Origin of the sequence: Blautia luti, from assembly GCF_033096465.1 — a bacterium.
Classification (GTDB): domain Bacteria; phylum Bacillota; class Clostridia; order Lachnospirales; family Lachnospiraceae; genus Blautia_A; species Blautia_A luti.
In genome coordinates, this window is the sequence record NZ_AP028156.1 from 953,360 (window position 1) to 978,169 (window position 24,810).

Consider the following 24,810-nt stretch of genomic DNA (forward strand, 5'->3'; position numbering starts at 1 on the left):
GACGAGAAAGGAGATTCTGCATATCAGATGCAGAAGAATTATGGGTTATGAAATACGCAGTAGCAATTGACATCGGGGGAACCAATACAAGAGTAGCATTAGTAAACGAAAACCTGGAAATTACAGATAGACAGCAGTTTTCAACAAACCCGGAGAATCCCGGAGAAACACTGGGGAAAATTGCAGATGTGATCAGAAATTATGGGGATAAAGTTGTAGGAGTAGGAATGTCCTGCCCCGGACCGCTGGATCTGATAAACGGACAGATCCTGACTCCTCCGAATTTAAGAGGAGACTGGCAGCATTTACATGTGGCACAGGAACTCAGTGATAGAATCGGACTTCCGGTATATCTGAACAACGATGGAAATCTGGCTGCACTGGCAGAAGCTGTTATCGGAGAGGGAAAAGATTACAGATTCGTACAGTTCCTGACAGTTTCCACGGGAATCGGAGCCGGATTTGTGATTGATAAAAATATCTACCAGGGTGCTCATGGATGGGCGAATGAGGTAGAGAACACGATTATGAAGCAGGGTGGTCCATGCCACGGATCAATCCTTCCGGGAGGTATCGAAGGGATCAGCAGTGGAACTGCTATTACAACCAGAGCTAGAAAAGCCGGACTTGATGTAAAGCATGCAGGTGAGGTAAATGACCTTGCGAAAGTGGGAAATGAAACTGCACAGGAGATCATGACAGATGCGAAAGTCCATCTGGCGAATTTCATTGCAGCCATTTATAATCTGACAGACCCGGATATTGTGATCCTGGGCGGTTCAGTGGCAATCAAGGTGGAAGGCTTTGTACAGGAAGTAGAGGAACTGGTAAAGAGCAAGGTTTATGAAGCACAGAGGGAATTTATCAAAGTAAGAAAATCTACTTTAAGCGAAGATTCCGGACTTCTTGGTGCTGCATATCTTGCGTTTTCTAAGGAAAAATAAAAGGACAGTGACTTTCCTATTATGATAAAACAACTGAAAAAGAATCAAAGAAAAATATGGAGATATTTTCTGCTTCTGATATTTCTGGCAGGTGCATGCCGGGCTGCTTATGTTACAGGAATCAGATCTTCCCATGTAACTGTGAAGGAACTGGACAGTCTTCAGCTTGAAGACTGTACCAAACTGATGATCGTAGCTCACCCGGATGATGAAACGATCTGGGGAGGTGCCCACCTGACTGATAAGGGGTATTTCGTGGTCTGCCTGACAGATGGATATAATAAGACCAGGAGAAATGAATTTCAGAATACCATAAAGGAGTCTGGAAACAAGGGACTGATCTTGCGTTATCCTGATAAGGTTCATGGAGAACGTTCCAACTGGGCCGGAGATAAAAAGGATATCATCAAAGATCTGGATACGATCCTTACTTATAAACACTGGAATATGGTAGTGACCCATAATCCGGAAGGAGAGTACGGACATATTCATCATGAGATGACCAGTCAGCTGGTGACGCAAGAATATTACCGGAATTACCAGAAGAATGATCTGTATTATTTTGGACAGTACTATAAAAAGAAAGTGCTCCCGGAGGTGGAATCTTCACTGAGAAAGGTATCGTCAGAGAATGAGGCGGTCAAAAGATCCCTGTTGGAGAATTATAAGTCCCAGCAAAAAGTGGTAGATATGTTTGCCCATATGATTCCATATGAGGAATGGATACAGTCAGGAGCGAACAGAGAACTAAGAGACGAATAACAGGAGAATAGAGAATGCTGAATCAATTTTCAAGAACAGAGCTTCTTTTGGGAAAAGAAGCGATGAACAAGCTGGAGAATTCCCGTGTGGCAGTTTTCGGGATCGGAGGGGTTGGAGGATATGTATGTGAAGCACTGGCAAGAAGCGGTGTGTATTCTTTTGACCTGATCGATGATGACAAGGTGTGCCTGACGAATCTTAACAGACAGATCATTGCGACCAGAAAGACAGTAGGCCAGTATAAGACTGAGGTAATGAGAGACAGGATCCTGGAAATTAATCCGAAAGCAGATGTGAGAATCCATAAGTGTTTTTATCTTCCGGAGAATTCGGCTGATTTTGATTTCAATGAGTATGATTATGTGGTGGATGCAGTGGATACTGTGACTGCGAAGATTGAACTGATCATGCGTGCAAAGGAGTCAGGGACTCCGATCATCAGCAGCATGGGTGCGGGGAATAAGCTGGATGCCAGTGCGTTTCGTGTGGCAGATATTTATAAGACAAAGGTGTGCCCGCTGGCGAAGGTTATGCGCAGGGAGTTGAAGAAGCGTGGCGTTAAGAAGCTGAAGGTTGTTTATTCTGAGGAAAAGCCGATCAGACCGGTTGAGGATATGGCGATCAGCTGTAGGTCGCATTGTATTTGTCCTCCGGGGGCGAAGCATAAGTGTACGGAGCGCAGGGATATTCCCGGAAGCGTGGCGTTTGTGCCGTCTGTGGTGGGATTGATCATTGCGGGAGAGGTTGTTAAGGACTTGACTGCGGAGTGCAGGAGATAAAAAATGTTTATGTGGATGTGTATTGTATCAGAGATGGTATGGTGCACATCTTTTTTATAGGGGACGCGCAGAAAAATAATTCATTTTGTGTGCACACAAAATTTTTGCGGGGTGTTGAGGTGGGGTGGGAATGTGTTGACTATCATGGGGTTTCAAAGTATAATGATGGCTGGTGAATTGGGCGGAAATATAGGGTGATTCATCAGATGTAGGCGATTGATTTTTAAGAGATAAAGGCAGGTTATATATGAATACAATTAGTGTGGAAGAGTTGGAGAAGATTGATGCTTCTGAGATTACGATCGTGGATGTGCGGCCGGCGGATCAGTATAGTAGGGGATCTTTTCCTGGGGCGGTGAATATTCCGCTGGATGAGTTTGATGAGAAGATGGAGGCTGTTGATAAAGATAAAACAGTATATGTTCTCTGCCATACGGGGGACAGGAGCCGGGATTGTGTGGAGAAGCTGAGTGATGCAGGGTATGAGGCTGTGAATATTGAAGGTGGATATCGTGCCTATCTGAGACTTTCTCTGAGTCGTTTTATGGAGAATGATGCTAAGGAGCAGAAGGAACTGAAGACGAAAGAGATTGAGCACAGTATTATCAAGACTTTCAGAAAGACGGTCTGGAGACCGTTTACCAAGGCTTTGAATGAGTATCAGCTGATCCAGGAGGGGGATAAGATTGCTGTCTGTATTTCAGGTGGTAAGGACTCTATGCTGATGGCGAAGCTGCTTCAGGAGCTGAAGCGTCATGGAAAGATTCATTTTGAACTGGTGTTTTTGGTAATGAATCCGGGCTATAATGCGGATAACTGGAAGATTATTCAGGATAATGCAGAGCTTCTGGGAATTCCTCTTACGGTTTTTGAAAGTGATATTTTTGATACAGTGGCAGAAATTGAGAATAATCCCTGTTATCTTTGTGCGAGAATGAGACGTGGTTATCTGTATTCTCATGCCAAGGAGCTGGGATGTAATAAGATTGCGCTGGGACATCATTTTGATGATGTGATCGAGACGATCCTTATGGGTATGCTGTACAGTGGTAAGGTGGAGACTATGATGCCGAAGCTGCACAGTCAGAATTTTGAGGGGATGGAATTAATCCGCCCTATGTATCTGATCAAGGAATCTGCGATCAAGGCATGGAGAGATACCAATGGACTGCATTTCATTCAGTGTGCATGCCGTTTTACTGAGAACTGTGTAAGCTGTGGAGGCGGACGTGGTTCCAAGCGTGATGAGATGAAAGAGCTGGTTGCGCAGTTTAGAAATACAAGCAGTGTGATCGAGACGAATATCTTTAACAGTGTGCGGGATATTAATCTTCGTACTGTTATGGGATATCATAAAGATGGAGAATACTACAATTTCCTGGATGACTACGATCAGCGTGGAAATAAGGGCGCTGATAAGGAAAAAGAATGATAACAGCAAAATCTTCATTTGTGGAAGAGAAATACACTGCTCAGTATTATAGTGGGAACGGTTGTCTGTATGTTTCTGGTGCAGGTGGTGTTCTAAAAGGAGGAATCCATGACCTTACAGGAGATTCTTGAAAGTGTAAAAAGTGGTTCTGTATCTGTGGAAGAGGCAGAGAGAATCCTTAAGAAAGAAAGTTATGAAGAAATGGGGTATGCGAAGCTGGATACAAGCCGTAAGGCAAGAACCGGTTTCGCAGAAGTAATCTACTGCAGTAATAAGGCAGATGAACATCTTCTGAATATTTTTGAAAGATTATACAGAGAAGACGGTGAGGTATTCGGAACCAGAGCTTCCCAACATCAGTATGAACTGGTGAAGGAGAAGTTTCCGGAAGTGGAATATGATCCGATCTCACGCATCTTAAAGGTTGAAAAGAAAGATAAGAAGCGTATTGGTAAGATTGCGGTGTGTTCAGCAGGAACTGCAGATATTCCGGTTGCTGAGGAAGCTGCACAGACAGCGGAATATTTTGGCACAAATGTTGAACGGATTTATGATGTGGGAGTCAGCGGAATGCATCGTTTATTCTCCAGACTGGAGACGATCCAGAGTGCGAACTGTGTAATTGCAGTTGCGGGAATGGAGGGAGCTCTTGCCAGTGTGATGGGCGGTCTGGTGAGCAGACCGGTGATCGCAGTACCGACATCTGTGGGTTATGGTGCAAGTATGCATGGTCTTTCGGCACTTCTTACCATGATCAATTCCTGTGCGAATGGGATTGCTGTGGTGAATATTGATAACGGCTACGGTGCCGGCTATCTGGCAACGCAGATCAACCGTCTGGCAGCAGGTACAGATGAGAAAGGAAATTGATTATGGGAAAAACATTATATCTGGAATGTTATTCAGGGATAAGTGGTGATATGACGGTTGCGGCTCTTCTTGATCTGGGAGCTGACCGCTCAGTGCTGGACAGGGTGCTGAAGAGTCTTAAGGTATCAGGATTTGAGACAAAGATCAGCAGAGTTGTGAAGTCCGGAATAGATGCATGTGATTTTGATGTTGTGCTGGATAAAGATCATGAAAATCATGACCATGATATGGAATATCTGCATGGACATCATCATGAAGGCCATGAGAGCAATCACGCCCATGGCACAGGAACAGCGCAAGACCATCACCATCACGAACACCGTGGAATAAAAGAAATTACCTATATTATAGAGCATAGTGCAATGACTGAGAATGCAAAGAAGATTGCATTGCGTATATTTGAAATTCTTGCAGAGGCAGAGAGTAAAGCACACAATGTGCCTGTGGATCAGGTGCATTTTCATGAGGTGGGAGCAGTGGACTCTATTGTGGATATTGTGTCTGTGGCAGTCTGTCTGGATAATCTGGATGTTACAGAGGTGATCGTTCCTGTTCTCTGCGAGGGACGTGGAACTGTCCGTTGTCAGCATGGCATCCTGCCAATCCCGGTTCCGGCAGTCGCAAATATAGTAAGTGCCAATCATTTATATCTGAAAATGACAGAGGTAGAAGGTGAACTTGTAACGCCTACAGGTGCGGCGATAGTGGCAGCAGTGAAAACAAAAGATAAACTTCCGGAAACATTTGAAATCCGGAAGATTGGAATCGGTGCAGGTAAACGCCAGTATGAGTGTCCGGGAATCCTAAGGGCAATGATTATCTCACAGAGCGCAGAAATAGATGAAGAAAAGGCTCAGACAGAAGAATTCAAAAACCCGGAAATCAGAAATAATCCGAAAGCTGAAAATCAGGAAACCAAAGATACGATTATCAAGATGGAGACAAACATTGATGACTGCAGTGGAGAAGTTCTGGGATTTGTCATGGAGCGTCTAATGAAAGCCGGTGCCAGAGATGTGCATTATGTGCCTGTTTTTATGAAAAAGAACAGACCTGCATGGGTTCTGAATGTGATCTGTAAGGAAGAAGATATGGAAACGCTTCAGAATATTATTTTTGAAGAAACTACTACGATTGGAATTCGTTATAGCAGAATGGAACGTACGATTCTTCCCAGAGAAACGAGAACCCTTCCGACTCCATGGGGAGAAGTTCTGGCAAAGGTATGCACTTTGAATGGAAAAGAGCAGATTTACCCGGAATATGAGAGCGTTGCACAGTTGAGCAGAGAAAAAGAGATCCCATTTGCAGAAATTTACCGTTATATTGTTTTGGCAAATAAAGATAAAGAATAACAATGTAAAAGAAAACAGTCACATACTTGAGTGAATATCTCGACATTCATCAGATGTATGTGACTGTTTCTTTTTATTATTTTTATGAGGTGACTTCTGGTTCAGTTCTATCTGCTGCCTGGTACTTTTTGCAATTCAGGCAGGGAAAGTTGTCTGATTCGGTTAAATTACAGAGTACTTACACCGTCATCATCATAACGGTCATATTCAGCCCCCTCATATCCGATCATGCGGATAGTAGCCGGATCAATGTCTTTTACTGTCTGTGCAACATCAGCAACCGGAATAGCTTTTCCCTTGCGGATGAACAATGGAACTTCATTCAGGGCAACTTCTACATAGTGATGTCCTTTTTCGAGGATTTTCTGAGAGATGGTTCCATCCGGCAGAAATTTTACGAACATCATTTCTTCTGGCAGATATACATAGCGGCCTTTTGCATTCTGTGTATAAACAGGTGCGATCATGATTTCGTTTCCGAGAAGAAGCTGATCTTCTACCTGAGTTGCGAATGCATCCTCTGTGTAGTCAAATGCCAGCGGACGGAACATCATGTCATCGTTTAATGCAGCTTTCATGTATTCACTGTACAGATATGGAACAAGGCGATATCTGACACCGATCACATGACGGAAGTCTTCGATGTTTTCAAACTGGTAAGCTTCCTGTTCTCTGGTTCCCAGAGCGGAGTGGTTTCTCATAAGAGGTGTGAATACACCCAGTGCCAGCCAGCGCAGTACCAGGTCACGTGTGGTATCTGCACCGAAACCGCCCAGATCTGCACCTGTGTAAAGGAAACCGCACATATTCAGGGATGGAAGCATCTTTAAGTTCAGAAGGATGTGTGACCACCAGGATTTATTGTCTCCCATCCAGATTCCGCCGTATCTGTGCATTCCCACATAGGAGGAACGGGAGAACATCAGGAAACGTTTGCCAGGTGCGATTTTTTCAAATGCTTCACCTGCTGCACGGGTCATGTTATAGCCAAACAGGTTATGTACCTTGTCGTGGCGGATCTTCTGACCGTTTACATTGTGATAGAAGCGTTTGTAATCTTCCGGATTATTTGCAAGTCCTTTTACCTTTGCGCCAAGAACGAATCCAGATGTTTCTTCATTGTCCATGAAGTTGTCTTTGATGTATTCTTTTAATTCAGCAACGCCTTCCGGTGTGCAGAACATTGCAGGCTCGTTCATGTCATTCCAGAAACCGTCGATTCCTTTGGAAATGAGACGTTCATATTTCTGTCCGAACCATGCTCTGGCATCTGCGTTCAGGACATCCGGGAAATGAGTCCAGCCCGGCCATACAGCGGAAACGAAATCACTGCCGTCTTCACGTTTGCAGAAGTAGTTCTTCTCAACGCCTTCTTCATAAACATCATAGCCAGCCTCTACCTTGACACCTGCATCGATGATCGGGACAAGGTGGATGCCTTTTTCTTTCATTTCATTGACATAGGCTTCAAAGTCAGGGAAGTTTTCCTGATTGACTGTGAAATCTTTGTAGTCTTCCATGTAATCGATATCCATGTATACCATATCGATTGGAATATTGTTTTCGCGATATCCGTCAGCGGCTTTTCTGAAGTCGTCAGCAGTTGTATATCCCCAGCGGCTCTGACCGAAACCAAATGCGAATTTAGGCGGGATATAGCTTCTTCCGATGATTTTACGGAACTGTTTTACGATATCGTAAGGAGTTTCACCATCGATCACATACAGATAAAGGTCTGCATCCTCACAGGTGATCTTTAACTGGGAAGAGAGTGTGTAACCGATATCAAACTTCAGTTTTCCTGGATAATCAACGAAGAGACCGAAAGTCTGCTTTCCAGAGATTACGAGGAAGTTGTGTGCTCCGTAGAGGGAGATTTTATCTTCTGTATGGTTTGGCTGGTCGGAGCAGTTGCTTTCATAAACATATCCACGTTTGTTGATTCCGCGGTTTGATTCGCCCAGACCATAGACAACATCGTTGTCATCCATGTCATAAGTAAAAGAGAAGCCGTTCTCTGTGGAGATAGTTCCGTATGCAGGAGTTCCCTCAGAAGCCGGGATAGAAGTTACGATGGCATCGGTTTCAAATGGGGTTCCGTAAGTATATTTCTGAATCATTTTGTCATATCCTCCTTAGGTTGAAAAATGTTAAATAAATAACTGAAACGATTAAGTACTATTGGAAAATACACATATGTTTTCCTTGATTTCATATTTACAATAATAGAGGTTTGGGTGAGGAAATGCTACTGAAATTATGACAAATTTATACGTTATTTTGACTTTTGATCAAACTGTGAAGCAGAGATACAGGTATGGCAGGCAGTAGAGCGGATGGTTTTAGTTGTTTGTTCCGATAATCTGTTATGCTTTAATGCTTTATCTTGATAGAATTTTTCCTGTACATACGGTGAAAAAAGTGCTAAACTGTTATTATTACACGAAAGAAAGGTTTATTTAACATGCTTCAGACAATTGAATCCATCAATAACGTCGTAAATAATTTTATCTGGGGTGTCCCGGCTATGATCTGTATTATCGGCGTAGGGCTTTACCTGAGCCTGCGGACCGGTTTTGTCCAGATCCGCAAATTCCCGTATGCGCTTAAAACCACACTGGGAAGAATTTTTAAGAAGAAGGAGGCCTCTGACGGTTCCATGACACCTTTCCAGGCAGTCTGTACTGCGTTGGCAGGTACAGTAGGTACTGGAAATATCGCCGGTGTTGCCGGAGCTATCGCCATCGGCGGACCGGGAGCTGTATTCTGGATGTGGGTTTCCGCGCTCCTTGGAATGTGCACGAAATTTACAGAGGTTACCCTGGCAGTACATTTCCGTGAGAGAAACAGACATGGGGATTATGTAGGCGGACCTATGTATTATATTAAGAATGGTCTGGGAAAGAATTGGAGATTTCTTGCAGTTCTTTATTCTGCATTCGGTGTACTGACTGTATTTGGAACAGGTAATGCTACTCAGGTAAATACTATTACAACAGCAATTGATACAGCGCTTATAAACTTTAACGTAATTTCTGATTCTTCTACAGGCACACTGAATCTGATCCTTGGAATCGTGATCACTTTACTGGTAGGTATGGTGCTTCTTGGCGGCATTAAGAGAATTGGAAGTGTTTCCGAGAAACTGGTTCCATTTATGGCACTGTTTTATATCGTGCTTGCAATCGGTGTTGTTATTTTAAATATCGGCAGAGTTCCGGCAGTATTCCATGATATTGTTTACGGAGCATTCAATCCGTCAGCAGTGACCGGCGGTGTGATCGGAAGCTTTTTCCTCAGTATGAAGAAAGGTGTTTCCCGTGGTATCTTCTCAAACGAAGCCGGACTTGGTACAGGTTCTATCGCTCATGCGTGTGCGGATACAAGCAAACCTGTAAAACAGGGTATGTTTGGTATCTTCGAAGTATTTGCAGATACCATCGTGATCTGTACTCTGACAGCACTTGTCATCCTTGTAAGCGGTGTGCCGATAAATTACGGTGCAGCAGCAGGAGCAGAGCTTACAATTTCCGGATTTACTTCTACATACGGAAGCTGGATATCCATCTTCACAGCAGTTGCGATGTGCTGTTTCGCATTCTCAACTATTATCGGATGGGGACTTTACGGAGCACGATGCATTGAATTCTTATTCTCTGCCAAAGTTATCCGCCCGTTTATGATCGCGTATTCCTTAGTAGCGATCCTTGGTGCAACTGTAGACCTGGGACTCCTCTGGAGCATCGCCGAGACCTTCAACGGCCTCATGGCAATCCCGAACCTGATTGGTGTGTTCTTACTTTCAGGAACCGCCATTACACTTACGAAAGAATATTTCGCACAGAAGAATTAACATGAATAGCCCGGAGAGCAATTTTCCGGGCTATTGTTTTCTGAAAAAGGAGAAGAAGTATATGAAGCCGATCGCACATATAGAAAATGACTTTCCAACCAAATTCGGAATCCCCAGACAGAGCGGCCGGGTAGAAGCTTTGAAAGCGAGAATTATATTTGAACCGGAATACCGCAATGCGGATGCCTGCCGGGGACTGGAAGAGTTTAGTCACATCTGGTTAATCTGGGAGTTTTCAGAGGCAAAACGAACAAAGTGGTCACCGACTGTCCGTCCGCCCAGGCTTGGTGGAAATGTGAGAAAAGGCGTTTTTGCCACCAGATCTCCATTCCGTCCAAATTCCATAGGTTTATCTTGCGTGAAACTTACAAAAGTATCTCTGGATGAGCCAGACAGCCCGGTGATCTTTGTAGAGGGTGCAGACCTGATGAATGGCACGCCGATTTTTGATATTAAACCATATATTCCCTATGCAGACTGTCATCCTGAAGCCACGGGAAGCTTTGCTGAATTTGTCAGAGACTATCATCTGAACGTAGAATTTCCACCCCATCTTCTGGAAAAAATCCCGCCGGAAAGCCGCGAAGCATTAATGGCGGTACTTGCAGACGACCCACGCCCTGCCTACCAGAATGATCCGGAACGCTCCTATGGAATGCCCTTTGGGGACAAGGACATCCATTTCCGCGTAAACGGGGATACTCTGCGAGTTCATGATGTAACAGATTTTGTAAAAAAACAGCAAGAATCTGCCGCAGATTGTGAAAAATAACTATTTTCAGATATTTCTGTAAGAAAAGCTTGCAAAATTCCGTTTTATTCAATAAAATATTAAACAGACTTTATGTTAGTAGAGTGAAAAAGACTAACAGGTTGTTGTTTACTTTGTGAACAGTAACAATAACAGTTCTCAGACAGGAACCGGACCGAAATAAATAATGATAGTGAGGCAGGAGACTGATCAGGAACAACAAGGCAAGAATAAGCGTTATCTGGAAATACTAAGTAACATATGAGGAGCAGGAAAGATGAAGAAAATTGTAAAATTCGGAGGAAGTTCTCTGGCAAATGCACAGCAGTTTGAGAAGGTAGGAGAGATCATCAGAAGTGATGAGAGCAGACGTTACGTGGTTCCGTCCGCACCTGGAAAGAGATTTGACGGAGATACCAAAGTTACCGATTTACTTTATAAATGCTATAACATCGCAGTACAGGGCGAAGATTTCGGATCTGTTTTACAGGAGATCAAAGAGAGATACTACGAGATCATCCGTGGCCTGAAACTGGACCTTTCTTTAGAGGAAGAATTTGCACAGATTGAAAAAGATTTCAAAGCGCAGGCAGGTTCTGACTATGCTGCATCCAGAGGCGAGTTCCTCAATGGTAAAGTAATGGCAGCTTACCTTGGCTATGAATTTGTAGACGCAGCAACCGTGATCCGTTTCGATAAGAACGGAAACTTTGATGCAGACAAAACAGACAAGCTTCTTTCCAAGAGACTTGCCAAATGTGAACGTGCCGTAATCCCGGGATTCTACGGTGCATATGAAGACGGAACCGTTAAGACATTCTCCAGAGGTGGTTCTGATGTAACAGGTTCTCTTGTTGCAAAAGCAATCAAAGCAGATCTCTATGAGAACTGGACAGACGTTTCCGGTTTCCTTGTAACAGACCCGAGAATCGTAGAGAATCCGGCTGTGATCGAGACGATCACATACAGAGAACTTCGTGAGCTTTCTTACATGGGTGCAACTGTTCTTCATGAAGATGCGATCTTCCCTGTTCGTAAAGAGGGAATCCCGATCAACATCAAGAATACAAATAAACCGGAAGATAAAGGTACTTTCATCGTAGAGAGCACATGCAAGAAACCGAAATATACAATTACCGGTATTGCAGGAAAGAAAGGTTTCTGCTCCATCAATATTGAGAAATCCATGATGAACAGTGAAGTTGGTTTCGGACGTAAAGTTCTGCAGGTATTCGAAGACCAGGGAATCAGCTTTGAGCATATCCCATCCGGAATCGATACATTGACTGTATATGTACATCAGGATGAATTTGAAGAAAAAGAACAACAGGTAATCGCAGGAATCCACCGTGCAGTACAGCCGGATTTCGTAGAAATGGAATCTGACCTTGCACTGATCGCAGTTGTAGGACGCGGCATGAAATCCCAGAGAGGTACAGCAGGCAGAATCTTCTCTGCACTTGCTCATGCAAATGTAAACGTTAAGATGATCGACCAGGGATCCAGTGAGCTGAATATCATCATCGGTGTTGAGAACAGAGATTTCGAAACTGCTGTAAAAGCAATTTATGATATCTTTGTACTTACTCAGATCTGATGTAGAAATACATCCGGCAGAAAAACAGAGAATAAATGAAACAGAGAACCAGCAGGAGTAAGAAAAATATTCCTGCTGGTTTTGCATATACAGATATGGACAGGTCACCTTTTACAGAACAGATGCTTCTGTGCTATAATGTAGGGTGAATCAGTGGGAAAAGCAGAAAGATTAATTGGAGGCAGAAGGAATATGGAGAAACCGGCGGTCCGTATTTCCGTCAGGAATCTGGTGGAATTTATATTGAGAAGCGGGGATCTTGACAACCGGAGAGGTGCCGGGGATAAAGAAGCCATGTTAAAAGGCAGCAGGCTTCACAGAAAAATACAAAGCCGGATGGGCAGTGAATACAGAGCTGAAGTTTCCATGAAATTGGAAAGTGAATACGAGGATGTCCGCATTATCGTAGAGGGGCGGGCAGATGGAATATTCACAGAGGATGACCAGGTCTGGATCGACGAGATCAAAGGAGTCTATGCAGATATAGAAAAAATGGAAGAACCTGTAGCTGTGCATAAAGCCCAGGCGAAGTGCTATGCGTGGATCTGCGCCAGGGATCAGGGACTGGAACGTGCAGGTGTACAGATGACCTATGGAAATCTGGATACAGAAGAGATCCGCCGTTTCCGGGAGATCTATACAGCAGAAGAATTAAGAGACTGGTATCAGGGATTGCTGGATGCTTATCACAAGTGGATTGCCTATCAGATCGCATGGAAAAAAGAAAGAAACAGCTCCATGGAAGGGCTGGAGTTTCCGTTTGCCTACAGAGAAGGCCAGCGAAAGATCGTTACCAGTGTCTACCACAGCATATCTGCAGGAAAACAGATCTTTATTCAGGCACCTACAGGAGTAGGAAAAACCATGTCGACCATATTTCCGGCAGTGAGGGCTGTGGGAGAAGGTCTTGGCGAAAATATTTTTTATCTCACAGCGAAAACCATCACCAGGACAGTGGCAGAGGAAGCTTTTCAGATATTGAGCAGGCATGGGCTGAAATTTAAAGTTATTACAATCACGGCGAAAGAGAAATTATGCTTCTGTGAGAAACCGGAATGTAATCCTGAGAAATGTCTCTATGCCAGAGGACACTTCGACAGGATCAATAATGCTGTGTATGAATTGTGGACGGGGGCTGACAGATATGACAGGGAAACACTTCTGGCAGCTGCACAGAAGTGGCAGGTCTGCCCTTTTGAACTGTGCCTGGATCTGGCAGTCTGGACGGACAGTGTGATCTGTGATTACAATTATGTATTTGATCCCAATGTATACCTGAAACGCTTTTTCGGAGAAGGGACTTCCGGAAAGTATATTTTCCTGATCGATGAGGCACATAATCTGGTGGACAGGGGCAGAGAAATGTATAGTGCCATGGTATCCAGATCAGATGTGCTGGAGGCAAAAAAGCTGGCAGCAGGATACAGCAAAGGTCTGGTGAGAGCACTGGAAAAGGTAAACAGACAGCTCCTTGCACTGGAAAAAGAATGTGAAGGATACAAGATCCTGGAGAATCCCGGGGCAGTCTCCTTAAGTATGCTTCAGGTGATGGGGGAGATGGATAAACTTCTGGAAGAACTTCACGGAGAAGAGCTGCCGGAAACTCTGCTGGAATTTTATTTTTGTGTAAGGGATTTTCTGAATATTGAGGAGCTGCTGGATGAGAATTATGTAGTATATACAGAGAAGGATGAGCAGGATAAGGTATGTATGAGACTTTTCTGTGTGAATCCAGCAGAAAATCTTGGCAGATGCCTGGAAAAAGGGAAAAGCGCTGTGTTTTTTTCTGCAACCCTTCTTCCTATGGATTATTACAAAACCCTCCTGAGTTCCAGAAAAGATGATTACGGGATCTATATCCCCTCCCCTTTTCAGCAGGAAAAACGGTGCATTCTCACAGGCTGTGATGTAAGCAGCCGGTATACCAGAAGAGGATACGAAGAATACCGCAGGATCGCCTCGTATATTGCCAGAATGGTCTGGGCTAAAAGGGGAAATTATATGGTATTTTTTCCCTCGTACAAATTCATGGAGGATGTCCGTGAAGTGTATGAGAATGAGTTTTCGGCAGAGTGGGTGCACTGCATTACCCAGAGTTCAGGCATGAATGAAAAGGAAAAAGAAGAATTTCTGGAGGAGTTTGCCCGGTCAGAGGGAACGCTGGTGGGATTCTGTGTAATGGGAGGAATTTTTTCCGAAGGGATCGATCTGATGGGAGAGAAGCTGATCGGTGCCATCATTGTGGGAACAGGACTTCCCCAGATCGGAATCCAGAGGGAAATCCTCAGACAGTATTATGACAGAAAAGGAACGGATGGTTTTGACTATGCGTATCGTTATCCAGGCATGAACAAAGTGCTACAGTCGGCAGGAAGGGTGATCCGAACGCAGGAGGATATAGGCGCGATTTTGCTTCTGGATGAACGGTTCCGGGACAGGGAATACAGCAGACTGTTTCCGGCAGAGTGGTCTGACCGCAGAAACTGCACCCTGAGAACTGTGGAAAGTGAGCTGAAACAGTTCTGGGAAAGAAGTGGCAGCCAGGCTGGAAAATAAAGAAAATCGTTGCGGTTCCTGCAAAAAACAGGTATACTTTTCTCCATCAGAAAAAAGGAGGATTCCATGAAACACAAAAGAATGCCAGTGGTGCCAGTGGGGACGTTGATTTTGGCTGGAATATCGTGTGTCAGTGTCCAGGCAGCACAGCAGAGCATGTCTTCAGTAACAGAACAGGCACAGATCCAGCCAATAGAAGACGGCAGCGGAAAATATATGATGAAAAGTGATGGCTTCTACTGTCTGGATATTAATGGGGGCAGAAGCACAACAGCAGAAATTCATTATTTTGATGATTTTGAAATAGATGGAACGGTGTTTAACGGTTACTATTACCATGATGCAGATGGCAAATTCAAGGCTTGCAGTTCCCACATGAAGCATCTGAAAAGTGTTCAGGCTTATGAAAATCAGGAAGAGGAAAAGCTGGACGGTTTTTACTTTGTCAACAATTTGGGAAAGCTCAGCGCAGCACCGCAGGTACGGTATATTGACAATCTGATTCTGGACGGGACTTCTTTGAACGGATATTACTATTTCGATGAAACAGGGAAGATGGTAATGGATCCGGGAATCCATTATCTGGAGATGGACTGTTATACACAGCATTTCGACGGAAGCTATTATTTCGGCGGGACGAATGGTGCACTGCTTCAGGAAAGCACCACTACTGCGGATGGATTTGAGGTGGACGAAACAGGTAAGGTGGTTAATCTGGATGAAATGGGAATTGAGAACCTGAAGTCCCAGCTTGAGAAAATGATCTCTGATTATACGGGAACCTGGAGCATTTATGTAAAGGACCTGGATAAGAATAAAGAGGTGGTGATCAATGACCAGCCGCTGTATTCTGCAAGTCTGATCAAGGCCTTTGTCATGGCAGAAACCTATGAGAATCTGGAACAGGTAAAGAAAGATGAAGGAAAGAAGCTGAATGTCACAGACGAAAAGACGATTGATGTGAAAGTAAACGATCTTCTCTGGAATATGATCACAGTCAGCGATAATGAATCTCATAATGAACTGGTAAAACTTCAGACAGATGCGCTGGACTTCAAAAAAGGCGCAGAGCTGATCAATGAATGGCTGAAAAAAGAGGGATATACGGAAACTACCGTACAGCATACCCTGCATCCATCTGCCTCTGCCAAGGAGAGTCTGGGAGGAAGAAGCACCACATCTGTAAAGGACTGCGGTACACTTCTGGAGAAAATATATAAAGAAGAATGTGTCAGCAAAGAGGCTTCCGGGGAGATGCTGAACCTTCTTTCCAATCAGGAGGAAGTGTGGAAGATTCCCCAGGGACTGCCGTCAGGAATCCGGTCAGCCAATAAAACGGGAGAGACCGATCAGGATCAGCATGACATTGCGATCGTATACGGAGAAAAGACGACATATATCCTGTGTATCATGTCTGAAAACTGTCCGGAAGGCACAGCAGTTACCAATATTCAAAATCTGTCCAGAATGGTCTATAATTATCTTAATTTACAGGGATAATTCCATGCAGCCACAAATTGATTTTTAATGGGAAATCATGTATAATACCAACGAACTGTATACTGTTTGTACTGTACCTGTCAGAAGGCAGAAGGGAAACAGTAATAAAATGTATCTTATACAGCCGGGATGAAGGCTGTGGAAATAAGTCAGGAGGAGAAAATTAAATGCGAGTTGATGCGGACGATTTTGCCCGACCTTGCAGCTGCGGCAGGGAACACCAGATTGCAGTGAAAGAGATTTTGATAGAAGCCGGAGCATTAGAGAAGCTTGAAGAAGAGATGTCAGAGGGGATGCTCAGAGAATACATATCTCCGCTGGTCATCTGCGACACCAATACCTATGCAGCAACAGAGGAACTCATGGAGGATATCTATGACAGATGCCAGGTACTGGTCCTGGATGCAGAGGGGCTTCAGGCAGACAGACAGGCGATACGGATTGTGGAGAATAACATGGAGGAGGATATCGATCTGATCCTTGCAGTAGGGGCAGGTACGATCCACGATATCAGCCGTTATGTTGCGCACGCATATAAAATACCTTTCATTTCGGTGCCTACCGCAGCAAGTGGAGATGGATTTGTAACAACAGTAGCGACGATGATCTCAGATGGAGTGAAGAAGACGGTGCCGTCCGTAGCTCCCATCTGTGTATACGCAGATACAGATATTTTTTCAAAAGCACCCCAGCGTCTTACGGCAGCGGGGATTTCAGATCTGATGGGAAAATATATCTGCCTTGCAGACTGGAAGATCGCCAGCCTGGTCACCGGAGAATATTTATGCCGTGAGACAGTAAAACTGGAGGAGAAAGCACTGAAAACTGTCAGATCTTCCATTCAGGATATTACAGAGGGAGAGGAAGATGAATGTGAACAGCTTATGTACGCACTGATCCTTTCCGGACTTGCCATGCAGATGATTGGCAGTTCAAGACCAGCGTCCTGCGCAGAACACCAAGTTACACATTTATGGGACATGGAAGTGATCAATGGTCCTCTGGATGCACTCCACGGTGAGAAAGTTTCTGTAGCTACACTTCTTGTACTGGAAGAATACAAGCGTATCGCAGCAGCCATCACACAGGGACGTTGTCACGTGAAACCGTATAAGAATGAAGATGAGAAACTCCTGGAAGAAACCTTCGGAAAGAAAGGGGTTCTGGAGGAGATAAAGAAAGAAAATGAGCCGGAACTGCTGGAGTCCATTTCTCCGAAACATCTGGAAGAGTGTCTGGATGGGATCGCAGAGATCATTGATGAACTTCCCAATGAGCAGGATATGTTTCATCTGCTGGAGAAAGCAGGATGTGCGAAGACAGTCTATGATATCGGACTTGATGAAGCAGCTGTTCTGCCAAGCCTCCGACTTGCTCCTTATACAAGGAGAAGATTAAGTTTATTGAGAATCAGCAAAATGCTGGAAATCAGAGGAGAATAATATGATGCGTGTTGGAATGGGATATGATGTACACAGACTGACAGAAGGCAGAGATTTGATCCTGGGCGGCGTAAAGATTGACTGGGAAAAGGGACTCCTGGGACATTCAGATGCGGATGTACTGATCCATGCAGTAATGGATGCACTTCTGGGAGCTGCTGCGTTGGGAGATATCGGGAAACATTTTCCGGATACAGACCCTGCATATAAAGGAATTTCCAGTATTCTGTTACTGGAGCATGTAACGAAGCTTTTGAGAGAGCATCATTACGAGATAGGAAATATAGATGCCACGATCATTGCGCAGAAGCCGAAGATGGCACCTCACATTCCACAGATGAGAGCCAACATGGCGAAAGCGATGGGAATCGATGAGTCTCAGCTGAATATCAAGGCAACTACAGAAGAGAAGCTGGGATTTACAGGAAGAGAAGAGGGAATCGCGTCTCAGGCGATCTGCCTTCTTAATGAAGTGAAATAAAACTGGAGGAATAAAGTATGAAACTTTTTAACACACTGACACGTAGAAAAGAAGAATTCGTACCTCTTGAAGAGGGAAAGGTTCGTATGTATGTCTGCGGCCCGACTGTTTACAACCTGATCCATATCGGAAATGCACGTCCGATGATCATCTTTGACACTGTACGCCGCTACATGGAATATAAAGGCTATGAAGTAAACTATGTTTCCAACTTCACAGATGTAGATGACAAGATCATCAAGAAAGCAATCGAAGAGGGCGTAAGTGCACAGGAGATTTCCGAGCGTTATATCGCAGAGTGTAAGAAAGATATGGACGGCATGAATGTAAAACCTGCCACAACCAATCCACAGGCTACACAGGAAATCGATGGAATGATCAACATGATCCAGACACTGATCGATAAAGGATATGCATATCCGGCAGCAGATGGTACTGTATATTTCAGAGTTAAGAAGTTCAAAGAATATGGCAAACTTTCCCACAAGAACCTGGATGATCTGCAGTCAGGTTTCCGTTCTCTGCAGGTATCCGGTGAAGACCAGAAAGAAGATCCGCTTGATTTCGTACTCTGGAAACCGAAGAAAGAAGGCGAACCGTCATGGCCGTCACCATGGTGCGACGGACGTCCGGGATGGCATATCGAATGCTCAGTTATGGCTAAGAAATATCTTGGCGATGAGATCGATATCCATGCAGGTGGAGAAGACCTGATCTTCCCTCATCATGAGAATGAGATCGCACAGAGCGAATGCTGCAACGACAAAATCTTTGCAAAATACTGGATGCACAATGCATTCTTAAATATTGATAACAGAAAAATGTCAAAGTCTCTGGGAAATTTCCGTACTGTCCGTGAGATCAGCGAGCAGTATGATCTGCAGGTACTTCGTTTCTTCATGCTGAATGCACATTACAGAAGTCCGCTGAACTTCAGCGCAGACCTGATGGAAGCTGCAAAGAACGCATTAGAGCGTATCACAGACGCTGCCGCAAACTTAAAAGACAGAAAAGCAGCAGCACAGACAGAAGCTGCAACAGATGCAGACAAAGAATTGCTTGCACAGTCACAGGAATTCGTAAAGAAATTCGAAGAAGCCATGGATGATGACTTCAACACAGCTGATGCATTGGCAGCAATCTTTGAACTGGTTAAATTTGCAAACACAAACGTATCTGATACAAGCTCTGCAGAATTTGCAGGCGCACTTCTTGATACAATGGTGAAATTATGCGATGTACTTGGCCTGAAAGTTGAGAAGAAAGAAGAAATTCTCGACAAAGAAATCGAAGACCTTATCGCAGAACGCCAGGAAGCAAGAAAAGCAAAGAACTTTGCAAGAGCTGATGAGATCAGAGATGAACTTCTGGCAAAGGGAATCATCCTTAAGGATACCCGTGAAGGAGTAAAATGGAAACGAGCTTAAATGATATGAGTGAAACCAATGAGCTTAATGAAATGAACTTAGGCGCTCTGAAAAGTCTGCTTAATCAGGCATTTCATCTGGAAGATAAGGATCTGAGAACGTATTCTCCACTGACTCTGGCCTATATCGGAGACGGTGTCTATGAACTGGTGATCCGCACGATCCTTGTAAAAAAAGGTAACTGTCCGGTCAATCAGCTTCACAGAAAAGCCAGCAGCCTGGTCAAGGCAGGAACCCAGTCTTCCATGATGGAAGTGATCGAGCCAATGCTCACAGAAGAGGAATACAGCGTTTACAGAAGAGGAAGAAACGCCCATTCTCCCACAATGGCAAAGCATGCAACTATGGCAGATTACCGCAGGGCAACAGGATTTGAAGCTCTGATGGGTTATTTATATTTAAAAGATGATTTCAGCAGGATCATAGAACTGGTCCGTGCAGGAATCGGAGAGGATCAGATATGAGTGAACAGATAGAAGGACGCAACGCAGTCCTGGAAGCCTTTCGTTCCGGTAAATGTGTAGATAAGCTGTTTATCCTGGATGGATGTCAGGATGGCCCGGTCCGCACAATCGCCAGAGAGGCAAGAAAAAAAGATACCATTATTAATTATGTGGCAAAAGAGCGTCTGGATCAGTTAAGCGAGACAGGGGCACACCAGGGCGTGATCGCTCAGGTGGCAGCCTACGAATATGCAAGCGTAGAGGATATCCTTGCGAAAGCAAAGGAAAAAGGGGAAGATCCGTTTATCTTTATCTTGGATAATATCGAAGATCCTCACAATCTCGGTGCGATCATCCGTACTGCAAACCTTGCAGGTGCACATGGTGTGATCATTCCGAAGAGAAGAGCAGTGGGTCTGACTTCCACAGTTGCCAAAACCTCTGCAGGTGCATTAAACTATACACCTGTTGCGAAAGTTACCAATCTGGGACATACTATCGATGAACTGAAAGAACAGGGTATGTGGTTTGTATGCGCAGATATGGGTGGCGAAACCATGTACAACCTCAATCTCACAGGCCCGATTGGTGTAGTGATCGGCAACGAAGGGGAAGGCGTAAGCAGACTGATCCGTGAGAAATGCGATTTCGTGGCATCTATTCCTATGAAAGGTGACATCGACTCCCTCAACGCATCAGTAGCAGCCGGCGTACTTGGCTATGAAATCGTTCGTCAGAGACTGCAGAAAAAATAGAAGCTTTCAAATATATGTAAGGAAATGAGAGGCAGTTATGAATCCATATGATGAAATAAGTGATGAAGAACTGATCCTGCGTTTTAAAAACGGAGAATCAGAAATCCTGGACTACCTCATGGAAAAATATAAAGATATGGTGAGAAAAAAAGCACGTGCCATGTTTCTCATTGGCGGTGACAATGATGACCTGATCCAGGAAGGGATGATCGGGCTGTTTAAAGCAGTCCGTGACTATCAGCCGGATAAAGAAGCATCCTTTCAGACTTTTGCACGAATGTGCGTGGACCGTCAGATTTATAATGCAATCCAGAATTCCAACAGGCAGAAGCATCAGCCTCTCAATTCCTATATTTCACTGAGCCAGGATCCGGGGGAAAGCCAGGATCATCTGCAGGATATGTGGGCGGATAATCCGGAATCCATTATCATAGATCAGGAAAATGTCCGTAGCCTGGAACAGGAGATCACCTGTACATTAAGTCTAATGGAAAATCAGGTTCTGGAATATTATCTGGATGGAATGGGTTATTCAGAGATCGCAGCCCTTATGAAAAAAACACCCAAATCCATAGATAATGCCCTCCAGAGGATCCGAACCAAGATTAAAGAACAGCTGAAAAGTACAAACAATACAAATAATTTAAAAAATTTGAAATAGGGATTGACAACCGGAGCATATTTTGGTAACATAAACAACTGTGAACGGCAAGTCCGACACGATGCTGATGTGGCTCAGAGGTAGAGCACTTCCTTGGTAAGGAAGGGGTCACGGGTTCAATTCCCGTCATCAGCTTTTTTTTGTACCTAAATTTATGTATTCAGCCAGGCATCACAGGTACATGAAACAGTAAAAAAGTGACAACAGGAGGGAAGAAGATGGAGAACGAAACAGTTTCCAAGAATTTTATTGAGAATATCATTGATAAAGATTTAGCAGAGGGTGTTTATGACACCGTGCATACACGTTTCCCGCCGGAACCGAATGGATATCTTCATATCGGTCATGCGAAATCTATTCTTTTAAACTATGGCCTTGCACAGGAATATAACGGAAAATTCAACATGCGTTTTGATGATACAAACCCGACTAAAGAGAAGAGCGAGTTTGTAGAATCCATCAAAGCGGATATCAAATGGCTGGGGGCAGACTGGGAAGACAGACTTTTCTTTGCATCTGATTATTTCAACCAGATGTATGAAGCAGCTGTAAAGTTGATCAAGAAGGGAAAAGCTTATGTATGTGACCTGACAGCAGACCAGATCCGTGAATACCGTGGAACTCTGACAGAGCCGGGTAAAGAAAGTCCGTACAGAAACAGAAGCGTAGAAGAGAACCTTCAGCTTTTTGAAGAAATGAAAGCAGGCAAATACGCAGACGGAGAGAAAGTACTCCGCGCCAAGATTGATATGGCATCCCCGAACATGAATATGCGTGATCCGGTTATCTATCGTGTTGCTCATATGACACACCACAGAACAGGGGACAAATGGTGCATCTATCCAATGTATGACTTCGCTCACCCCATCGAGGATGCGATCGAGGGAATCACACATTCCATCTGTACTCTGGAATTCGAAGACCACAGACCGTTGTATGACTGGGTAGTAAGGGAACTGGAATATCCACAGCCACCGAAGCAGATCGAATTTGCAAAGCTGTACCTGACAAATGTTGTTACAGGTAAACGTTATATCAAGAAACTGGTAGAAGAAGGAATCGTAGACGGATGGGATGACCCACGTCTGGTTTCTATCGCAGCACTGCGCCGTCGTGGATTTACACCGGAATCTATCAAGATGTTCGTTGAACTTTGCGGTGTATCCAAAGCAAACAGCTCTGTTGACTATGCAATGCTTGAGTACTGCATCCGTGAGGATCTGAAACTGAAACGTCCGCGTCTGATGGCAGTTCTTGATCCGGTCAAACTTGTAATTGATAACTATCCGGAAGGCGAAGTAGAATACCTGGAAGCTCCGAACAACATGGAGAACGAAGAACTTGGCACCCGCAAGATGCCATTTGGCAGAGAACTCTACATCGAGAGAGAAGACTTCATGGTAGACCCGCCGAAGAAATATAAGAGAATGTTCCCTGGCACAGAAGTACGTCTTATGAACGCATATTTCGTAACCTGCACAGGATATGAAGCTGACGAAGACGGAACTGTACGTGTCGTACACTGTACTTATGACCCCGCAACAAAGGGCGGCAACGCACCGGATGGCAGAAAAGTAAAAGGAACTATCCACTGGGTAGAAGCAAGCCAGGCAGGAAAAGCAGAAGTACGTCTCTATGAGAACATCGTAGACGAGGAGAAAGGTGTATACAACAAAGAAGACGGTTCTCTGAATGTAAACCCGAACTCTCTGACAAAAGTGACTGCATATGTAGAGCCTGCACTGATGGAAGCAAAAGGCTACGACAGCTTCCAGTTCGTAAGAACAGGATTCTTCTGCGCAGACATCCATGACTCCAAAGAGGGTGCTCCGGTATTTAACCGTATCGTATCTCTGAAGAGTTCATTCAAACTTCCGAAAGCATAAATAAGAAAGAAGCCAGCACACAGGATGTTGAGTCTGTGGGCTGGCTTCAGTGACATAATTCCTCTCCGATGCAGTGCGATCCTGACATAAAAAATGCGTCGTATGTTTATCGTACGGCGCATTTTCTGTGAAATATTATTTCTCTTCTGAAGCAGATTCTTCCTGGACTGCTTCTTCTGTTTCAGATTTTTCTTCTGAAACGTCATCAGGAGCAGCTTCTTCAGCAACAGTTTCTTCATCAGAAGCCTGGCCAGCTTCGTCGGCTGCTGTATCTGTTTCTTCTGCCGGAGATTCTTCTTCCTGAGTTTCTTCCTGAGCGGAAACTGTTTCCCATGCCTGGAAATTCTCGGAAATTTCCTCTTCTTCTTCTCTTTCTTCTTCTGATTCTACTGGAATATCGAAATCTTCATCAAAGTCATCCTCGAATTCAAATTCCTCGTTACGGGAGTTTCTTTTGGCGATTACTGCGGCAACAGCACCTGCAGCAGCGGCAGTCAGAGCACCAATTGCTACAAATCCCCAATATTTGTTGATCTTTGCCATATGATATTGACTCCTTTCTGATCTTATCCTATTTCCTGCTGATATGATCGGATATAGGTTATCCCTATTTTAATACTTTTTGGTCTAAAAGAAAAGGGGAAACTTTCGGTAAAAGCGGTTGCACCCCCTCAGAATACAGGGTATACTATGACAGGAAAGAAAAGGAGAGATCTATGAGTAAAATTATTTTGGCATCTGCCTCTCCGAGACGGAAGGAATTGCTTGCGAAAGCAGGCATATCCTTTACCGTGATCCCGGCGGCAGGTGAAGAAAAACGAACCTCCGAGAACCCCGGGGAAGCTGTACAGCAGCTGGCACGTGATAAAGCAGAGTGGGTCGCACAGTCTCTGGCTGAATGCGAAGAAGGAACTCTGGTAATCGGTTCAGATACCATTGTTGTATTTGAAAACCGGATCCTGGGAAAACCGAAAGATCGCAGGGATGCCGCAGAAACGCTGGAGAAACTGCAGGGAAATACCCACCAGGTTTACACCGGAGTGTCAGTGCTGGAAAGAAAAGCCGGCAAATGGGTGGAACATACTTTCTTTGAGAGTACGGATGTGACATTTTATCCTGTTTCCAGAGAAGAGATACAGGATTATATTGCAACAGGAGAGCCGATGGATAAAGCAGGAAGTTACGGAATCCAGGGACTTTTCGGCATTTATGTAAAAGGCATCTGCGGAGACTACAATAATGTAGTAGGACTGCCGGTAGCAAGACTTTTCCATGAAATGAAGAAATCAGGAATTAATTTGAGAGGATGACGAAAG

At 44.3% G+C, this 24,810-nt stretch carries 22 protein-coding genes and 1 tRNA gene; 21 read left to right on the forward strand and 2 right to left on the reverse strand.

Going from position 1 to position 24,810, the window contains the following annotated elements; all coding sequences use genetic code 11:
* Nucleotides 1-47: 47 nt before the first annotated feature.
* The 7 genes from R8695_RS04435 to larC all read left to right on the forward strand — a co-directional run bounded on the left by R8695_RS04435 (nt 48) and on the right by larC (nt 6,142).
* Nucleotides 48-944, forward strand: coding sequence for an ROK family protein (locus tag R8695_RS04435; protein WP_154780871.1), 897 nt, complete (start codon nt 48-50; stop codon nt 942-944).
* A 21-nt stretch (nt 945-965) separates the two neighbouring features.
* Entirely contained in the window at nt 966-1,706 is a 741-nt protein-coding gene (locus tag R8695_RS04440; protein ID WP_154780870.1) for a PIG-L family deacetylase, read from the forward strand.
* Between the two features lie 14 nt (nt 1,707-1,720).
* Entirely contained in the window at nt 1,721-2,485 is a 765-nt protein-coding gene (locus tag R8695_RS04445; RefSeq protein WP_154780869.1) for a tRNA threonylcarbamoyladenosine dehydratase, read from the forward strand.
* Between the two features lie 247 nt (nt 2,486-2,732).
* A complete protein-coding gene (locus R8695_RS04450; RefSeq protein WP_154780868.1) occupies nt 2,733-3,917 on the forward strand; it encodes a PP-loop family protein in 1,185 nt (394 codons plus the stop codon).
* Nucleotides 3,914-4,048, forward strand: a complete 135-nt coding sequence (locus R8695_RS04455; RefSeq protein WP_022380740.1) for a hypothetical protein — start codon at nt 3,914-3,916, stop codon at nt 4,046-4,048. The genes R8695_RS04450 and R8695_RS04455 overlap by 4 nt, the downstream gene beginning before the upstream one ends.
* Nucleotides 4,026-4,787 (forward strand): nickel pincer cofactor biosynthesis protein LarB, encoded by a 762-nt coding sequence (gene larB / locus R8695_RS04460; protein ID WP_025580512.1) that lies wholly within the window; start codon nt 4,026-4,028, stop codon nt 4,785-4,787. The genes R8695_RS04455 and larB overlap by 23 nt, the downstream gene beginning before the upstream one ends.
* Before the next feature lie 2 nt (nt 4,788-4,789).
* Nucleotides 4,790-6,142, forward strand: coding sequence for a nickel pincer cofactor biosynthesis protein LarC (gene larC / locus R8695_RS04465; protein ID WP_154780867.1), 1,353 nt, complete (start codon nt 4,790-4,792; stop codon nt 6,140-6,142).
* 167 nt (nt 6,143-6,309) lie between these two features.
* Here the strand turns inward: larC and R8695_RS04470 are convergent, their stop codons facing one another.
* Nucleotides 6,310-8,262 carry a glycoside hydrolase family 31 protein gene (locus R8695_RS04470; protein ID WP_154780866.1) on the reverse strand — a complete coding sequence of 651 codons (1,953 nt, stop codon included), beginning with the start codon at nt 8,260-8,262 and terminating at the stop codon, nt 6,310-6,312.
* Nucleotides 8,263-8,606: 344 nt separating this feature from the next.
* Here R8695_RS04470 and R8695_RS04475 point away from each other — a divergent pair, with 344 nt between their 5' ends.
* From R8695_RS04475 to R8695_RS04535, 13 genes are all read left to right on the forward strand, one after another.
* Nucleotides 8,607-9,995 (forward strand): alanine/glycine:cation symporter family protein, encoded by a 1,389-nt coding sequence (locus tag R8695_RS04475; RefSeq protein WP_118510754.1) that lies wholly within the window; start codon nt 8,607-8,609, stop codon nt 9,993-9,995.
* A gap of 61 nt (nt 9,996-10,056) precedes the next feature.
* On the forward strand, nt 10,057-10,767 hold the full coding sequence (tsaA, locus tag R8695_RS04480) for a tRNA (N6-threonylcarbamoyladenosine(37)-N6)-methyltransferase TrmO (protein WP_154780865.1): 711 nt from the start codon (nt 10,057-10,059) through the stop codon (nt 10,765-10,767).
* A gap of 256 nt (nt 10,768-11,023) precedes the next feature.
* On the forward strand, nt 11,024-12,343 hold the full coding sequence (locus R8695_RS04485) for an aspartate kinase (RefSeq protein ID WP_118510752.1): 1,320 nt from the start codon (nt 11,024-11,026) through the stop codon (nt 12,341-12,343).
* Nucleotides 12,344-12,535: 192 nt separating this feature from the next.
* Nucleotides 12,536-14,899 carry an ATP-dependent DNA helicase gene (locus R8695_RS04490; RefSeq protein WP_154780864.1) on the forward strand — a complete coding sequence of 788 codons (2,364 nt, stop codon included), beginning with the start codon at nt 12,536-12,538 and terminating at the stop codon, nt 14,897-14,899.
* Nucleotides 14,900-14,965: 66 nt separating this feature from the next.
* Complete coding sequence (locus R8695_RS04495; protein ID WP_154780863.1) at nt 14,966-16,399, forward strand: serine hydrolase; 1,434 nt, start codon at nt 14,966-14,968, stop codon at nt 16,397-16,399.
* Between the two features lie 167 nt (nt 16,400-16,566).
* On the forward strand, nt 16,567-17,841 hold the full coding sequence (locus tag R8695_RS04500; RefSeq protein ID WP_154780862.1) for a sn-glycerol-1-phosphate dehydrogenase: 1,275 nt from the start codon (nt 16,567-16,569) through the stop codon (nt 17,839-17,841).
* 4 nt (nt 17,842-17,845) lie between these two features.
* Complete coding sequence (gene ispF, locus R8695_RS04505) at nt 17,846-18,322, forward strand: 2-C-methyl-D-erythritol 2,4-cyclodiphosphate synthase (RefSeq protein WP_154780896.1); 477 nt, start codon at nt 17,846-17,848, stop codon at nt 18,320-18,322.
* A gap of 17 nt (nt 18,323-18,339) precedes the next feature.
* Nucleotides 18,340-19,749, forward strand: coding sequence for a cysteine--tRNA ligase (cysS, locus tag R8695_RS04510; protein ID WP_154780861.1), 1,410 nt, complete (start codon nt 18,340-18,342; stop codon nt 19,747-19,749).
* Nucleotides 19,734-20,213, forward strand: a complete 480-nt coding sequence (locus R8695_RS04515) for a Mini-ribonuclease 3 (RefSeq protein WP_330585270.1) — start codon at nt 19,734-19,736, stop codon at nt 20,211-20,213. The genes cysS and R8695_RS04515 overlap by 16 nt, the downstream gene beginning before the upstream one ends.
* Entirely contained in the window at nt 20,210-20,947 is a 738-nt protein-coding gene (gene rlmB / locus R8695_RS04520; RefSeq protein ID WP_019161073.1) for a 23S rRNA (guanosine(2251)-2'-O)-methyltransferase RlmB, read from the forward strand. Before R8695_RS04515 ends, rlmB begins: the two co-directional genes overlap by 4 nt.
* A gap of 37 nt (nt 20,948-20,984) precedes the next feature.
* Nucleotides 20,985-21,608 (forward strand): RNA polymerase sporulation sigma factor SigH, encoded by a 624-nt coding sequence (sigH, locus tag R8695_RS04525; RefSeq protein ID WP_154780860.1) that lies wholly within the window; start codon nt 20,985-20,987, stop codon nt 21,606-21,608.
* Nucleotides 21,609-21,671: 63 nt separating this feature from the next.
* A tRNA-Thr gene (locus tag R8695_RS04530) sits at nt 21,672-21,743 on the forward strand.
* Nucleotides 21,744-21,826: 83 nt separating this feature from the next.
* Nucleotides 21,827-23,494 carry a glutamine--tRNA ligase/YqeY domain fusion protein gene (locus tag R8695_RS04535; protein WP_154780859.1) on the forward strand — a complete coding sequence of 556 codons (1,668 nt, stop codon included), beginning with the start codon at nt 21,827-21,829 and terminating at the stop codon, nt 23,492-23,494.
* 135 nt (nt 23,495-23,629) lie between these two features.
* On the opposite strand, the gene R8695_RS04540 is transcribed toward R8695_RS04535, so the two are convergent.
* On the reverse strand, nt 23,630-24,037 hold the full coding sequence (locus tag R8695_RS04540; protein ID WP_154780858.1) for a hypothetical protein: 408 nt from the start codon (nt 24,035-24,037) through the stop codon (nt 23,630-23,632).
* Between the two features lie 173 nt (nt 24,038-24,210).
* Here R8695_RS04540 and R8695_RS04545 point away from each other — a divergent pair, with 173 nt between their 5' ends.
* On the forward strand, nt 24,211-24,804 hold the full coding sequence (locus tag R8695_RS04545; protein WP_154780857.1) for a Maf family protein: 594 nt from the start codon (nt 24,211-24,213) through the stop codon (nt 24,802-24,804).
* Nucleotides 24,805-24,810: the final 6 nt, after the last annotated feature.

Coding starts and splice junctions, on each gene's coding strand:
- R8695_RS04470 (WP_154780866.1), bottom strand. CDS start 8,262: ATGATTCAGAAATATACTTACGGAACCCCATTTGAAACCGATGCCATC.
- larC (WP_154780867.1), top strand. CDS start 4,790: ATGGGAAAAACATTATATCTGGAATGTTATTCAGGGATAAGTGGTGAT.
- R8695_RS04515 (WP_330585270.1), top strand. CDS start 19,734: ATGGAAACGAGCTTAAATGATATGAGTGAAACCAATGAGCTTAATGAA.
- R8695_RS04535 (WP_154780859.1), top strand. CDS start 21,827: ATGGAGAACGAAACAGTTTCCAAGAATTTTATTGAGAATATCATTGAT.
- R8695_RS04495 (WP_154780863.1), top strand. CDS start 14,966: ATGAAACACAAAAGAATGCCAGTGGTGCCAGTGGGGACGTTGATTTTG.
- R8695_RS04440 (WP_154780870.1), top strand. CDS start 966: ATGATAAAACAACTGAAAAAGAATCAAAGAAAAATATGGAGATATTTT.
- R8695_RS04490 (WP_154780864.1), top strand. CDS start 12,536: ATGGAGAAACCGGCGGTCCGTATTTCCGTCAGGAATCTGGTGGAATTT.
- R8695_RS04500 (WP_154780862.1), top strand. CDS start 16,567: ATGCGAGTTGATGCGGACGATTTTGCCCGACCTTGCAGCTGCGGCAGG.
- rlmB (WP_019161073.1), top strand. CDS start 20,210: ATGAGTGAACAGATAGAAGGACGCAACGCAGTCCTGGAAGCCTTTCGT.
- R8695_RS04445 (WP_154780869.1), top strand. CDS start 1,721: ATGCTGAATCAATTTTCAAGAACAGAGCTTCTTTTGGGAAAAGAAGCG.
- ispF (WP_154780896.1), top strand. CDS start 17,846: ATGCGTGTTGGAATGGGATATGATGTACACAGACTGACAGAAGGCAGA.
- R8695_RS04455 (WP_022380740.1), top strand. CDS start 3,914: ATGATAACAGCAAAATCTTCATTTGTGGAAGAGAAATACACTGCTCAG.
- cysS (WP_154780861.1), top strand. CDS start 18,340: ATGAAACTTTTTAACACACTGACACGTAGAAAAGAAGAATTCGTACCT.
- sigH (WP_154780860.1), top strand. CDS start 20,985: ATGAATCCATATGATGAAATAAGTGATGAAGAACTGATCCTGCGTTTT.
- R8695_RS04485 (WP_118510752.1), top strand. CDS start 11,024: ATGAAGAAAATTGTAAAATTCGGAGGAAGTTCTCTGGCAAATGCACAG.
- R8695_RS04450 (WP_154780868.1), top strand. CDS start 2,733: ATGAATACAATTAGTGTGGAAGAGTTGGAGAAGATTGATGCTTCTGAG.
- R8695_RS04545 (WP_154780857.1), top strand. CDS start 24,211: ATGAGTAAAATTATTTTGGCATCTGCCTCTCCGAGACGGAAGGAATTG.
- R8695_RS04475 (WP_118510754.1), top strand. CDS start 8,607: ATGCTTCAGACAATTGAATCCATCAATAACGTCGTAAATAATTTTATC.
- R8695_RS04540 (WP_154780858.1), bottom strand. CDS start 24,037: ATGGCAAAGATCAACAAATATTGGGGATTTGTAGCAATTGGTGCTCTG.
- larB (WP_025580512.1), top strand. CDS start 4,026: ATGACCTTACAGGAGATTCTTGAAAGTGTAAAAAGTGGTTCTGTATCT.
- R8695_RS04435 (WP_154780871.1), top strand. CDS start 48: ATGAAATACGCAGTAGCAATTGACATCGGGGGAACCAATACAAGAGTA.
- tsaA (WP_154780865.1), top strand. CDS start 10,057: ATGAAGCCGATCGCACATATAGAAAATGACTTTCCAACCAAATTCGGA.